Origin of the sequence: Actinomadura livida (assembly GCF_014648675.1) — a bacterium.
Classification (GTDB): Bacteria; Actinomycetota; Actinomycetes; order Streptosporangiales; family Streptosporangiaceae; genus Spirillospora; species Spirillospora livida.
In genome coordinates this window covers 85,946-99,502 of sequence record NZ_BMRO01000017.1, presented here as the reverse complement: position 1 = coordinate 99,502, position 13,557 = coordinate 85,946, and the positions used below count along the sequence as shown (strand labels likewise).

Below are 13,557 nucleotides of genomic sequence, written 5' to 3'. Positions count from 1 at the left end.
GCGAACGGAAGGAAACGGCATGCTGCTCGACCCCGGTATGGACCTGACCCTGCGGCCCATGCGCTACCCCGACTTCTACGAGCGGTACCGCGCCGCGATCCGCAACACGTGGACGGTCGAGGAGGTGGACCTGGCGTCCGACCTCGTCGACCTCGCCCGCCTCGCGCCCGCCGAGCGGCACCTCGTCAACCGGCTGGTCGCGTTCTTCGCGACCGGCGACTCGATCGTGGCGAACAACCTGGTGCTCAACCTCTACAAGCACGTGAACGCCCCGGAGGCCCGGCTCTACCTGTCGCGGCAGCTGTTCGAGGAGGCCGTCCACGTGCAGTTCTACCTGACGCTCCTGGACACCTACCTGCCCGACCAGGACGAGCGCGCCAAGGCGTTCGCGGCGATCGAGCACATCCCGTCCATCCGGTCGAAGGCGGAGTTCTGCTTCCGCTGGATCGACTCGCTCGGCGCCCTGGACGAGCTCCGAACAGCCGCCGACCGCCGCGCCTTCCTGCTGAACCTCATCTGCTTCGCCGCGTGCATCGAGGGCCTGTTCTTCTACGGCGCCTTCGCCTACGTCTACTGGCTGCGGTCGCGCGGCCTCCTCAACGGCCTCGCGTCCGGCACCAACTGGGTCTTCAGGGACGAGTCGATGCATATGGAGTTCGCGTTCTCCGTCGTGGACACCGTCCGGGCCGAGGAGCCCGGCCTGTTCGACGCGGAGCTGACCGCCCAGGTCACCCGCATGATGGAGGAGGCCGTCGAGGCGGAGTCCGGCTTCGCCCGCGACCTGTGCGGGGACGGCCTGTCCGGGATGAGCGCCGCCGACATGCGCACCTACCTGGAGTACGTGGCCGACCAGCGGCTCGTCCGGCTCGGCCTCCCGCCCCGCTACGGCGCGCAGAACCCGTTCTCGTTCATGGAGCTGCAGGACGTCCAGGAGCTGTCCAACTTCTTCGAGCGCCGCGTCTCGGCCTACCAGATCGGGGTGGAGGGGACGGTCGCCTTCGACGAGGCGTTCTGACCCCGGCCCGTCCCGGGCGTGCCCGACGGAATAAATCTCAACGTTGACCTACTTGACGCTAGAGCTCATGGCGGCGATTATCTTAGTATTAAGATAATCAACACGAAGGTATCGAGATGTCGGGCACCCCCGGGACGGTCGCGTTCACCGCCCTCACCCCAGTCGTCTGGGGATCGACCTATGCCGTGACCACCGAATTCCTCCCGCCCGACCGCCCGCTCCTGACCGCGCTGCTGCGCGCGCTGCCGGCCGGGCTGGCGCTGCTGCTCATCGCCCGCGTCCTGCCGCGCGGCGTGTGGGTCTGGCGGGCCGCGGTGCTCGGCGCGCTGAACATCGGCGTGTTCTTCCCGCTGCTGTTCCTGGCCGCCTACCGGCTGCCCGGCGGCGTCGCCGCCATCCTCGGCGCGGCCAGCCCGCTGTTCACGCTCGCCCTCGCCGGCCTCCTGCTGTCCGAGCGGCCCACGGGGCAGAAGCTCCTCGCCGGAGTCATCGGCGTGTTCGGGGTGAGCCTCGTGGTCCTGCGCGCCGACGCGGTCCTCGACACCACCGGGATCATCGCCGGGCTCGCCGGGACCGCGTCCATGGCCGCCGGGACCGTCCTCACCAAGCGCTGGGGACGCCCGGACGGAGTCGGGGCGCTGCCGTTCACCGGCTGGCAGCTCACCGCCGGCGGCCTGCTGCTCGTGCCCGTCGCGCTGCTGGCGGAGGGCGCGCCGCCCGCGCTCGACGGCGCCGCGATCTCCGGCTACCTCTACCTCGCCGTCTTCGGCACCGCCATCGGGTACTGGATCTGGTTCCGCGGCATCTCCCGCCTGCCCGCCACCTCGGTCGCGTTCCTCGTCCTGCTGAGCCCGCTGTCCGCGGCCGTCATCGGCTGGGCCGCGCTCGGCCAGGCGCTCACCCCGCTCCAGCTGCTGGGCATGGTCATCGCCTTCGCCGGAATGCTCCTCGGCCAGATCCCGGCGAGGCCGCCGGCGCCGCCCGCCCCCGTACCGCGCGTCCCGCGGTCCTCGGCCGACCTGGCCGCCTGACGTTCGGAGCACTGCACCATGACGCACATCGACGCCCCCGCGAGCGCCGGGCCCGTCCCCGAGCACGTCTCCCTCAAACGCTGGCTGGCCGTGGCGGCGGTCGCGGTCGGGACGTTCCTCGTCGTGACGGCCGAGCAGCTCCCCGTCGGCCTGCTCACCTCCGTCGGCGGCGACTTCGGGATCTCCAAGGGCACCGCGGGCCTGATGGTCACGGTGCCCGGCCTGGTCGCCGCCGTCAGCGCGCTGCTGGTCCCGGTGATGATCGGACGCCTGGACCGCCGCGCCGTCCTCATCGGCCTGATCACGCTGATGGTGGTCGCCAACGCGCTGTCGTTCCTGGCCCCGAACTTCCCGACGCTGCTCGCCGCGCGGTTCCTGATCGGCATCAGCATCGGCGGGTTCTGGGCGCTCGCCGCCGGGATCGCCGTCCGGCTCGTCCCGGAGGCGCACGTCGGGCGCGCCACCTCGATCGCCTTCGGCGGCGCCACCGCGGCCAACGTCCTCGGGGTCCCGGCCGGGACCCTGATCGGCGGGCTCACCGACTGGCGCATCGCGTTCCTCACCTTCGCCGGCCTCGGCCTCGTCGCGCTCTCCGCGCTGTTCGCGCTGCTGCCGCGGATCCCCGCCGACGACCCCGTCCGGCTCGGCGGCATGTTCGGGCTGTTCCGCATCCCCGCCGTCCGCGCGCTCATCACCACCACCTTCCTCCTGGTCACCGGGCACCTGGCGGCGTACACCTTCGTCAGCCCGATCCTCCAGGAGGTCTCCGGCGTCGACGAGAAGCTCATCGGGCCGCTGCTGCTCGTGTTCGGCGTGGCGGGGATCGTCGGCACCTTCGCCGGCGGCAGCGCCGCCGCACGCAACGTCCGCGCGACCCTCGTCGCCGTCGCCGTGCTGATCACCCTCGTCCTGGCCCTGTTCCCGCTCGTCGGCGTGACGCTGGGAACCGGTGTCGCGTTCCTGGTCCTCTGGGGCCTGGCGTTCGGCGGCTATCCCGTCGCCGTCCAGATGTGGATCTTCAAGGCGGCACCCGGACACACCGAGGCCGTCACGGCCCTGAACACCGTCGTGTTCAACCTCGCCATCGCCCTCGGAGCGCTGTTCGGCGGACTCATCGTGGACGGCGCGTCCACCACCGCCGCCCTGTGGTTCGCAGCGGTCCTCACCGCGCTGACCCTGCTGACCGTCCGAACCGCCCGGAAGGTGTGATCCGCGAACGGAAGCAGCACTCCGCGACACGTTCCGAACTCTTTTGAATGGGCAGACGTTGAGCAGTCAACACCACCCGAGGAGCGGAACATGCCCGTAGTGAACAGGATCAAGAGATACCTCGCGAGCCCGCAGGGGCAGCGGACGAGGGCGAAGGCGCAGCGGATGGCCCGGGACCCGCGCACCCAGGCCAAGGCGCGCCGGCTCCTGTCCAGATTCCGCGGCGGCGGTGGCGGCACGGGCCGCCGCCACTGACGGACCCCGGACTACTCGGGCCAGGGGGAGTCCAGGACGAACTCGACGAAGTCGCGGCGGACGAACCCCGGCACGTAGTGGGCGAGGACGTCGGCCTTGATGTTGCCGAACGTCGTGTCCGGCCGGTCCTTGATGCCGTCGGTGAAGGCGGCCAGGATCCGGTTCTTGAAGTCCGGCCGGGGGTGGGCCTCGACCACCGCGGCGCGCTGCTCGTCGGAGACCGCGTGGTAGCCGATGCCCAGCACGTCCAGCTCCACGCCCCGGGTGACCAGGGCGATCTCGGGGGCCATGTGCAGCGGGATCTCCGGCGTGGTGTGCAGGGCGATCGCCGTCCAGACCCGGTCGGCCTCCTCGCCGGAGACGCCGTGCGCCTGGAGGAACCGCCGCGCCTCGTCGGCGCCGTCGATCTCGAACCGCTGGTCGGTGCGGCGGAACAGCTCGGTCAGCCCCAGGTCGTGGAACATCGCCCCGACGTACAGCAGCTCCGGATCGAACTGGACCCCCTCCGCGCGCCCGCGCAGCGCCCCCCAGACGAACACGCGCCGGGAGTGGTCGAACAGCAGCGGCGACGCCGCCTCGCGCACCAGTTCGGTCGCCTCCCGCGCCAGCGCGCTGTCCGGGACGGGCACGCCCGCGATCGACTCGCTCATGCTCTCTCCGCCTCCTCGGCTTCGGCGATGGCGACACCCATGCCCGCCCGCGCCCCGGGTATGCCCGAACCCCCCGCGTGACCTGCCGCGATAAATGCGCACTGGAACTAGGTGCGACTTAGTTGCAATAGTGGGTACACCTGGAAGCACACGGCGCCCGCCAGGCCGGGATCGTGCTCAGAACCTTTCCTCGCGGCCTGGCGGGCGCCGTGCCGTGCGCATGCCGAGCAGACCGCCGCGCCGGCAAGCCGCCCGTCGGATGACGGATTCGGCGTCCTTCCCCCGCGTCTAGCGTCGCACCCGGAGGACTACGCCGAAGGAGATGCTCTATGGCCGACAGGCCCGTTCCGCGGCCGCCGGACACGCCGAAGGTCTCCGTCCTGCGCAGGTCGCTGGCCGCGCTCCCGGGCGCCGTGGTCGCCTACTCAGGCGGGGTGGACAGCTCGCTGCTGGCCTACCTGGCGCACCGCGAACTCGGGGACCGGGCCCTCGCGGTCACGGCCGACTCGCCGTCGCTCGCCCGGTCCGAGCTGGCGGACGCCCGCGCCCAGGCCGCGCGGCTCGGGATGCGGCACCGCGTGGTGACGACCCGCGAGCTGGACGACGAGCGCTACGCGGCCAACGGCGCCGACCGGTGCCGGTTCTGCAAGGAGGCCCTCGTCTCGGTGCTGGCCGCGGTCGCCGCGGAGGCGGGGGACTGGCCGGTCCTGCTCGGCGTGAACACCGACGACCTCGGCGACCACCGCCCCGGGCAGAGCGCCGCCCGCCGGATGGGGGCCCGGTTTCCGATGGTCGACGCGGGGCTGAGCAAGGCCGACGTCCGCGATGCCGCCCGCGGGCTGGGGCTGCCGGCGTCCGACAAGCCCGCCTCGGCCTGCCTGTCGTCGCGCCTCGCGTACGGGGTGCCGGTCACGCGGGAGGCGCTGCGGCGGGTCGAGGACGCCGAGGACGCGCTGCGCCGCGCCGGGTTCGGCGGGCGGTTCCGCGTCCGCGACCAGGGCGGCGACCTGGCCCGCATCGAGGTGGAGGCGGCCGACATCGGGCGCGTCGCCGCGCGGGCGCCGGAGATCGCCGCGCTGCTCAAGGACGCCGGCTTCCGCTACGTGACCCTGGACCTGGAGCCGTACCGGCAGGGCAGCCACAACGCCGTGCTCGGCCTCCCCCGGCTGCGGGCGGCCGCCTCGTGACCACTCCGGACGCCGTCGCCGAGCTGGGCTTCGCCCGCGTCGACCTCGGCCGGAGCCATCGCCGCGGCCATCCGGAGGCGGTGTTCTGCGAGGGCAAGACGACCGCGGAGGTCGTCGCCATCGCGGAGAGCCTGACCGGCGCGGGAGCGACCAATGTCCTCGCGACCCGCGCCTCCGCGGAGACCCTCCGCGCGCTGCGCGCGGCGTTCCCCGGGGCGGTGGTCAACGAGCGGGCCCGGCTGGCCGTGCTTGCGCCGGTCGCGCGGCGGGGCGCCGGACGCGTCGAGATCGTGTGCGGCCGGCCCGCCGACGAGCCCGCCGCCGAGGAGGCCGCGCTGGTCGCCGAGGCGATGGGCAGCCGCGTCGTGCGCCGGTACGACGCGCCCGTGCACGACCCCGCCGCGCTGCCCGGCTGGCTCCGCGAGCAGGACGGCCCCGAGGTGTTCGTCGTCGCCGACGGGACCGGCGGCGCGCTGCCGACGCTGGTGTCCGGGCTGGTGGACCGCATGGTCATCGCCCTGCCGACCTCGGCGGGCGGGCACCTGCCCGGGAAGGCCGCCCTGCTGTCGGCGCTGAACGCGTGCTCGCCAGGCGTTGTCGTGGTCAACATCGACAACGGGTACGGCGCCGGATACTCGGCGCACCTCATCAACACCCGCCACATCGACGAGCAGGGGGACGTGTGAGCCGTCCGATCGCGGCCGCCGACGCCGGAGACCTCGACCTGGACCGGGTCCGCGAGTGCGTCAAGGACCTGCTCGCCCGCGACGCGGAGGCGGCCTTCCTCAGGCGCGCCTCCCGGCGGCAGTACGAGGCGGCCCGCGAGGCCGCGCCCGACGCCGTCCACCACCCGCGGTCCGGGCTCGTGGTGCTGACCCGCCCGCGGCCCCGGCCGTGCTCGTGGGTGCCGCGGCCGGTGGCGGTCGTCTCGGCGGGGACGGCCGACCTGCCGGTGGCGGAAGAAGCCCTGGCGGCGGCGTCCGCGCTGGGCCTGCCCGCCACGCTCACCGCCGACGTCGGCGTCGCAGGGCTGCACCGGCTCCTCGCCGTCCGGGAGGAGCTCGACCGGGCGCGGCTCCTCATCGTCGTGGCGGGCATGGACGGCGCGCTGCCGTCGGCCGTGGCCAGGCTGTCGTCCCGCCCGGTGGTGGCGGTGCCGACGAGCGTCGGCTACGGCAGCTCGGACGGCGGTCTCGCGGCACTCGCGGCGCTGCTCACCTCGGGGGCGCCGGGCCTCGCCGCAACCGGAATCGACGACGGCCTCGGGGCCGCGGTACTCGCCTGGAGGCTGCTCGCATGAAAAACGTCGCCTACGTCAACTGCTTCGCCGGGGTCGCCGGCGACATGGCCCTCGGTGCCCTGCTGGACGCGGGCGCCGACCTCGGCGAGGTCCGCGTGATGCTGAAGGGCCTCGGCGTCCCGGGCTGGTCCCTGGACACCGAGCGGGTGTCGCGGCGCGGCATCGCGGCGACCCGGGCCGTCGTCGGCGTCGAGGACGACGCCGTGTCCCGGACCCACGCCGTCATCGAGGACCTCGTCGGCTCCGCGCCCCTGCCCGACCGGGTGCGGGACCGGGCCCTCGCCGTCTTCCGGACGCTCGCCGAAGCCGAGGGGGCCGTGCACGGGACGCCCCCGGAGGACGTCCACTTCCACGAGGTCGGCGGCCACGACGCGATCGTCGACATCGTCGGGACGTGCGCCGCGCTGGAGACCCTCGGCGTGGACGAGGTCCGGGCCGCGCCGATCCCGGTCGGGCGGGGCTTCATCCGGTGCCGGCACGGCCTGATCCCCAACCCGGGCCCGGCGGTCGTGGAGCTGCTGGCCCGCGCCCGCGCGCCCATGCAGGGCCACGACATCGACGCCGAGATGGCCACCCCGACGGGCACCGCGCTCCTGGTGACCCTCGCCGACGCCTTCGGCCCGATGCCCGCGATGACGGTAACGGCCAACGGCTTCGGCGCCGGCACGAAGACCTTCGGCGACTTCCCGAACGTGACCCAGGTGGTACTGGGCGAGACCCCAGACCCGCGCTGAACCAACGTTCACTTGCGGCGTGTTGTTGTTATCCGGCCCGCCATAACAACAACACGCCGCAAGTCAACGAGGTGGTCAGCGGCGGCGCCAGATTCGGTGGTGGCGCTCCGAAGGCGGCTGCGGACGGGTCGCCTCCCACTTGCGGCGCCACTCCGACGCCTCCGGCCCGCGCGGGGCGCGGCGGCGGTCCTGGGAGTGCAGCGACGCCCACCAGCCCTCGTCGTGCTCGACCCACAGCCGGCCGACCTCGTCCTCCAGCCGCCCGTTGAACGCGCCCGTCGACTCGTCCGGTTCGCAGGCGATCGGGCGGCCGTAGCGCACGGACACCACGGGGCGGCCGGGCTTCGGCCAGAACCCGCCGCGCGGCATCGCCTGGTACGTGCCGCGCAGCACCAGCGGGACGGCCGGGATACCGTGCTCGCGGCACAGCAGCGCGGCGCCCATCCGGAACCGGCGCGCCCAGCCGTCCGGCGAGCGGGTCCCCTCCGGGTAGAGGAGCAGGCTCCAGCCGTCCTCGATGAGCTCGGACGCGAGGTCCAGGGAGCGTTCGACGCCGCGCCGCTCGATCGGGAACGCGTTGAAGGTGAGCGCGGTCGCGACCGCGCGCCAGCGGGCGTCGAAGAAGTAGTCCGCCGCCGCGGCGACCGCGACCCGCCGGCGCACCTGGGCCGGCATCGAGCCGAGGATGAGCGGCGTGTCGAGGTGGCTGGCGTGGTTGGCGACGAAGACGACCGGGCCCTTCACCCCTTCCAGGAGGTCGAGGCCGTGGACCTCGGGCCTCGTCTGGCTCCAGGTGACCGTCCGCAGCACGCCGTCGAACGCGACCGTCCGGGCCGCCGCGGCGAGGGGCGTCCGCGCCCACTCGGTGGGGAACGACCGCGTGCGCGGCCCCTCCGTCCACGGCTGCGCCGACCGCGGCGCGGGAGCCCGCCCGCGCCAGTCGCGGCCGCGCCGCAGCAACCGGATCTCCTGGGCCAGCTTCATCCGCCCCCCGCTCATCGGACGGCTCCCTTCATCGGACGTCCGCCAGCGTCATCGGCGGGGTGTGCAGGTAGGTGAGGCTGGGGCTGCGGCCGACCGTCTCGCCCGCCATCTCCAGGGCGTCGGCCAGGGTGCTGGCCGCGCGGAACCCGAGCCGGGACGCGACCTTGCGGTCGGCGCCCACGCAGATGACGTCGCCCAGGTGGGACAGCGCGTGCGCGCCCCAGTACCACATGTAGAACGGGTGGACGCCGTGGTAGGCGTACGAGTTCCGGTACAGGTGGACGTACCAGGGGTCGGTGGCGTACTGCTCCTCGTACTTCGTCTCGATGGTCGCCGGGTCCGTCGTCTGCGTCAGCACCTCCTCGTAGAAGTCGATGTACGAGGGGTGGTGCAGCGGATGGAACTCCGACTTCATCGGGTGGTACATGATCAGCGCGCCGCCCTCGCGGACGAGCGGCTTGCCCCGGTACATGTTGAAGTAGTAGCCGAGCCCCAGGCTGTACACGAGGATCGGGTTCATCACCGAGTTGACGTTGTAGGGGCACAGATACGGCAGGCCCAGCATCAGCACGTCCGACTGGCCGTGCACCTCGGTGAGCTGCTGCCGGTGGACGGCGGCGAGCGTCCGCTCGTGGACCTGGTCGGTGGCGCCCGCGTGCACGCCGGTCACCCCGTACGGCGCCCGCATCCCCTGCCACACCCGGTGCCGCGCCCCCGCGGGGGCGAGGTCGTTGGCGCGCTTGGCGGCCAGGAACTTCGCCTGGTCCTTCAGCGTCCACTCCCACTCGCGCTTGTTCAGGAACTCGAACGGCGACGGGAACTGGTCGTTGTTGAGGGTGCACTCGATGTGGAAGACCCGCACCGACTCCGACAGCAGCTCGTGCATCCGGTCGTAGGAGTGGTGCATCGCCGAGTTCGGCGGGTCGTTGAACGACCGGGAGTGCCGCAGCGTGTGGACGTTGTGGTGGTGCCGCAGGCTCTTGTACGACGCCAGCCCCACCGCGACGGACTTGGCGCCGCCGTTCATCGCGACCAGGTTGATGTTCACGTAGACGATGAGGTCGCTCTCGACGGCCCGCCGGTTGATCTCGACGTCCTCGCCGTGCCGGGTCTGCCCGAGGGACTTCAGGTCGTCGCGGTCCTCGGCGTCGTGGTTGCGGAGCCGGTCCGGCCAGAACGAGGTGAACACGCGCTCGCCGACGATGTGCTTGATCTCCGCGGGCGTCATCCGGCGGTGCAGCGCGTTGCCGGCGATCAGCTCGACGTCGTCGACGCCCGCGGCGGCGGCCATCTCCAGGACCTGCTCGATCACCCGCTGCCGGACGTCGGGCGCCCGCATCGGCGGCAGCGGCAGCGACAGGTCGTCGAACACGATCGTCAGCCGCATCCCGGAGCGCAGCAGCTCGGGGAGCGGCTCGCTGCCGAGCGGGTTCAGCAGCGCGTCGCGGATCCGGCCGGTCAGGTCGCGCAGGCCGGGCAGCGAGTCCGGCGGGTAGATCACGCGGGTGCCGAGAGGGAAGCGTTCCAGCCGGAACCCCTCTCCCTCGTGCACCAGGATCGGGGGCGTCCGCTCGTCCACCTCCAGCACGAGTCCCGGTCTGCTCATCAAAGGGCTCCTTCGCGGTCGAGATGGTCGGTGCCGCCGGCGTTCGAGGACGCCTCGCCGTGCAGCGCGGGGGTGCCGCCGTTCTGCGGGGCGAACGCGATCTTGACGCTGCCCGAGCGGCCGGCGGACAGCGCGTGCGACAGCGCGTCCCGCCAGCGGGTGAGGGGGTAGACGCTGTCGACGAACCCGTCGAGCGCGTCGTGTGCGGCCAGGTCGATCGCGGCCCCGAAGTCGTCCGCGCCGCGGCTGGCGTACGACCCGACGACGTTCAGCTCCCGGTACCAGGCGGGCGTCAGGTCGGTCGGCTTGGACGGCATGCCCGACAGCAGCACCGTCCCGCCCGCCCGGACGAGGCGCAGTGCGGTGTCGAGCCCCTCCCCGCCGGTGCAGTCGATGACGATGTCGGCGCCGCCGAGCAGGTAGCCGGGGCCGAGCTCGGGGCGCACGAGCGAGCCGCCGGTGATGCGCCGCAGCCCGCGCAGCGCCGCCGAGGGGTCGATGGTCTCGGTCGCGCCGAGCGCGCGGGCGCGCCGCCGCTGCCCGGCGTGCCGCGCGATGACGATGATCGGCCCGGCGGCGGTCAGCTCGCGCAGCGCGAGCACGGTCAGCAGCCCGACCGTCCCGGCGCCGACCACGACGATCGTCGTGCCGCGCGGGACGTCGATGCGGCGCACCGACCGCACCGCGCACGCGAGCGGCTCGGCCAGCACGGCCCGCTCGGACGGCAGCGACTCCGGCACCCGGTGCAGCTGGCTGCGGTGCGCGACCAGCCGCTCCGACCAGCCGCCGCCCGTGTCGGCGCAGAAGCCGGTCTGCAGCCCGGAGGAGATGCGTCCCGCGTTCACGTGGTCGCACCTGTTCTCGTGGCCGCTCGCGCAGGACGGGCAGGGGCCGGTGCCGCGGGCGCGGCACGGCAGCACCGGGTCGATGACGACGCGCGTGCCCGCGGGCATGCCGTCGACGTCGTCCATCAGCTCGGCGAGCACCTCGTGGCCCGGCACGAACGGCATCGACGTGAGCGGCCCCAGGTACGGGGACACCTTCCCGGCCGCCATCGCCAGGTCGGACCCGCAGATGCCCGACAGGACGGTCCGCAGCCGCACCCAGCCGGGCCCCGGGGGGCCGGGCGGCTGCCGGTGCGACAGCCGCAGCGGCGCGAGCGAGGGCACGGCCGCCGGGCGGAGCCGGCCGGGCAGCCGCGCCGCGGCGAGGTAGCGGGCGGGTGAGCGGTGGTACTCAAGCGCCAGGATCATCGGGCCTCCTCCAGAGCGGCGTCGAGGAGGGTGGACACGGCGCCGGTGTCGCCGTCCCAGTCCGCGATCGTCCAGCGCTCCCGTTTGGCGTGCCGGTACAGGCGCGGGTCGGGGTTGACCGCGACCGGGTTGCCGACCTGCTCCAGGACGGGGCGGTCCGAGTAGTGGTCCCCGTACGCCCAGCTCGCGGCCAGGTCGACGCCCTCCTCGCGGGCCCAGGAGCGCAGCCACGCGGCGCGGGCCTCCCCGATCAGCGGGGGATGCTCGAAATGCCCGGTGAAGTGCCCGTCGACGACGCGGAGCCGCGCCGCCAGCACGTCGTCGAAGAGGGTGCGGAGCGGCTCCACGAACACGTCCACGGTCCCGGTGAGCAGCACGGTGCGGTGCCCGGCCGCGCGGTGGCTGCGGATCCGCCGGATCGCCTGCGGCCACGCCCGGCGCAGCAGCACGTCCGCGAGCCGTTCGCGGGCCAGCGCGCGCAGCCGCGCCTCGTTCGCGCCCTCGTACCGGCGGACGAACTCGCGCAGGAACTCGCCCCGGTCGCGGTGCTCCATGCGCAGGTAGCGCGGCGCGGAGCGCAGGACGGGCAGCAGCGTCCCCGGCCACGACCGGACGGGGACGTCCAGCAGCCGCGCCCACAGGTGCGCCTCCACGACGTCGGACGCGACGATCGTGCCGTCCAGGTCGAACACGGCCGCGACGTCGCGGCGCTCCTCGAACCGCACCGCGGGCGGCGCCGGGCGGCCCGACGTCAGCGCCGGGCGCGGCTGCGGGTGGTGCGGCGGCGCGAGGCGGAACGCGCCCGTCACGGCGGGGCAGTGCACCTCGCGGAGGTAGTGGTCCCAGTCGATGACCGCCGAGTCGCAGCCGGCGCCGTCCGGCAGCGACCGGTCGAGCGCGACGGTGGCGGTGTCGGCGTAGACGACCTCGGCGGCGCCGTACGCGCCGTACAGGTCCCGGAAGCGGCGCAGCGCCCGCACCTCGCGGCCCTGCTTGTGCAGGGTGCGCTGCCAGCCGCGGGTGCGCTCGCCGCTGGGCAGGATCAGCAGGGCGCGCTCGGCGAGGTCCATCGCGCGCTCGGCCGTGCCGAGCATCTTCTCGGCGCGGCCGTCGCTGAGCAGCGTCACGTCGCGGGGGCGGATCGCGCCGCGCCCGTCGGTGCCGGGCAGCGGGTGCTCGGCGAAGTAGCCCTGGACGAGTTCGACGAGCCGCTGCAGCGTCAGCGGATTCCGGGCGCCCGACCCCACGTGGTAGTAGGCGGGGGCACCTGGTTCCGGCACCTGGGCGGCGGCGCCGAGCAGCGCGTTCACCACCATGTCGACGGGGATGATGTCGACGATGCCGTCCGGGATGCCGGCGAGGGCGCGCAGCATCCCCTGCCCGTAGGCGAGGATCAGCGGGTCGGCCATCTTGAACCCGTCGATCCAGCCGGGGTACGGGTGCCGCAGGGCGCTCTCCACGATCGCGGGACGCACGATCGACAGCGGCAGGTCGCGGGCGGTCTCCTCGGCCGCGCGCTCCCCGAGCGCCTTGGTAAGGGTGTACACGTCGGGCCAGCCGAGGCTGCGGGCCCGCTCGCGCCCGTAGTCGGTCAGCCGGTTGTCGACCTCCTCGCGGCGGCGGCGCTCGGTGTCGGCCGCCACGGCGGTGGGGCCCGCCTTGCCCTGCTCGCCGAGCGCGGCGGCGCGCAGCCGCCCGAGGACCTCGGGCCGCCGCGAGTCGCGCTCGACGGTCCGGCGCGCCTCGACCGCGTACTCCAGCTCGGTGGCCCAGTCGACCTCGTGGTCGAGGGTCGTCTCCGGGACGATGCCCTTGCGGGAACCTGCGACGTAGGCGGTCGACACGTGCACGATGTGCGGGGTCTTCCCGGCGCGCTCCCCGGCGCGGCGGACCGCCTCGTACAGGTCGATCGTGCCGACGACGTTGGTCGCGAACGCCTCGTCGATCGGCGGGTCGAACGACACGATGGACGCGCCGTGGATCGCCACGTCGACGTCGTCCGGCAGCTCCGGGACGGATTCGGTGATGTCGGCCGGGACGACGCGCACCCGGTCCCGCACGATCTCGCGGGCCGCGTCCTCGCCGGTCCGCTCCCGCCACGGCGCGAACACCGGCTTGGCGAGCAGCTCGTCGAGCCGCTGCTCCGCGGTGACGCCGGGCCGCTCCCGCAGCAGCGTCACCACGCGGGTGCCGGGATGCCCGGACAGCAGCCGCTCCAGCAGCGCCTGCCCGATGAAGCCGGTGACGCCGGTCAGCAGGACGGTGCGCCCGGCCAGCCCGTCGTGCACGCTCTCACTCATGAGGCCCGCCCCCCCAGGACGCCGGATTTACGC

At 73.7% G+C, this 13,557-nt stretch carries 13 protein-coding genes; 8 read left to right on the top strand and 5 right to left on the bottom strand.

Annotated features, from left to right (window positions below; all coding sequences use genetic code 11):
- Positions 1–19: 19 nt before the first annotated feature.
- The 4 genes from IEZ03_RS31725 to IEZ03_RS31710 all read left to right on the top strand — a co-directional run bounded on the left by IEZ03_RS31725 (position 20) and on the right by IEZ03_RS31710 (position 3,510).
- Positions 20–1,015, top strand: a complete 996-nt coding sequence (locus tag IEZ03_RS31725; RefSeq protein WP_184889812.1) for a ribonucleotide-diphosphate reductase subunit beta — start codon at positions 20–22, stop codon at positions 1,013–1,015.
- A 116-nt stretch (positions 1,016–1,131) separates the two neighbouring features.
- Positions 1,132–2,046 (top strand): EamA family transporter, encoded by a 915-nt coding sequence (locus IEZ03_RS31720; protein WP_184889810.1) that lies wholly within the window; start codon positions 1,132–1,134, stop codon positions 2,044–2,046.
- Positions 2,047–2,064: 18 nt separating this feature from the next.
- A complete protein-coding gene (locus IEZ03_RS31715; RefSeq protein ID WP_184889808.1) occupies positions 2,065–3,255 on the top strand; it encodes an MFS transporter in 1,191 nt (396 codons plus the stop codon).
- A gap of 90 nt (positions 3,256–3,345) precedes the next feature.
- Positions 3,346–3,510: a hypothetical protein gene (locus IEZ03_RS31710; RefSeq protein WP_184889806.1), complete on the top strand. Its 165-nt coding sequence runs from the start codon at positions 3,346–3,348 to the stop codon at positions 3,508–3,510.
- Between the two features lie 11 nt (positions 3,511–3,521).
- Here IEZ03_RS31710 and IEZ03_RS31705 read toward each other — a convergent pair whose 3' ends face one another.
- Positions 3,522–4,160 carry an HD domain-containing protein gene (locus tag IEZ03_RS31705; protein ID WP_184889803.1) on the bottom strand — a complete coding sequence of 213 codons (639 nt, stop codon included), beginning with the start codon at positions 4,158–4,160 and terminating at the stop codon, positions 3,522–3,524.
- A 329-nt stretch (positions 4,161–4,489) separates the two neighbouring features.
- Here IEZ03_RS31705 and larE point away from each other — a divergent pair, with 329 nt between their 5' ends.
- Genes larE through larC form a run of 4 tightly spaced genes read left to right on the top strand, consistent with a single transcriptional unit; the run spans position 4,490 to position 7,381 of the window.
- On the top strand, positions 4,490–5,347 hold the full coding sequence (larE, locus tag IEZ03_RS31700) for an ATP-dependent sacrificial sulfur transferase LarE (RefSeq protein ID WP_184889801.1): 858 nt from the start codon (positions 4,490–4,492) through the stop codon (positions 5,345–5,347).
- On the top strand, positions 5,344–6,033 hold the full coding sequence (larB, locus tag IEZ03_RS31695; protein ID WP_184889799.1) for a nickel pincer cofactor biosynthesis protein LarB: 690 nt from the start codon (positions 5,344–5,346) through the stop codon (positions 6,031–6,033). Before larE ends, larB (IEZ03_RS31695) begins: the two co-directional genes overlap by 4 nt.
- A complete protein-coding gene (larB, locus tag IEZ03_RS31690) occupies positions 6,030–6,647 on the top strand; it encodes a nickel pincer cofactor biosynthesis protein LarB (RefSeq protein ID WP_221480930.1) in 618 nt (205 codons plus the stop codon). The genes larB (IEZ03_RS31695) and larB (IEZ03_RS31690) overlap by 4 nt, the downstream gene beginning before the upstream one ends.
- Positions 6,644–7,381: a nickel pincer cofactor biosynthesis protein LarC gene (gene larC / locus IEZ03_RS31685; RefSeq protein ID WP_184889795.1), complete on the top strand. Its 738-nt coding sequence runs from the start codon at positions 6,644–6,646 to the stop codon at positions 7,379–7,381. The genes larB (IEZ03_RS31690) and larC overlap by 4 nt, the downstream gene beginning before the upstream one ends.
- 75 nt (positions 7,382–7,456) lie before the next feature.
- Here larC and IEZ03_RS31680 read toward each other — a convergent pair whose 3' ends face one another.
- From IEZ03_RS31680 to IEZ03_RS31665, 4 genes are read right to left on the bottom strand one after another with little or no spacing between them, the layout of a single operon-like run.
- Complete coding sequence (locus tag IEZ03_RS31680; RefSeq protein WP_184889793.1) at positions 7,457–8,380, bottom strand: lysophospholipid acyltransferase family protein; 924 nt, start codon at positions 8,378–8,380, stop codon at positions 7,457–7,459.
- Between the two features lie 13 nt (positions 8,381–8,393).
- Positions 8,394–9,971, bottom strand: a complete 1,578-nt coding sequence (larAH, locus tag IEZ03_RS31675) for an NPN-dependent hydroxyacid isomerase, LarAH14/15/16 family (protein ID WP_184889792.1) — start codon at positions 9,969–9,971, stop codon at positions 8,394–8,396.
- A complete protein-coding gene (locus IEZ03_RS31670) occupies positions 9,971–11,224 on the bottom strand; it encodes a zinc-dependent alcohol dehydrogenase (RefSeq protein ID WP_184889790.1) in 1,254 nt (417 codons plus the stop codon). Before IEZ03_RS31670 ends, larAH begins: the two co-directional genes overlap by 1 nt.
- A complete protein-coding gene (locus IEZ03_RS31665) occupies positions 11,221–13,524 on the bottom strand; it encodes an HAD-IB family hydrolase (RefSeq protein WP_184889788.1) in 2,304 nt (767 codons plus the stop codon). Before IEZ03_RS31665 ends, IEZ03_RS31670 begins: the two co-directional genes overlap by 4 nt.
- Between the last annotated feature and the right edge of the window lie 33 nt (positions 13,525–13,557).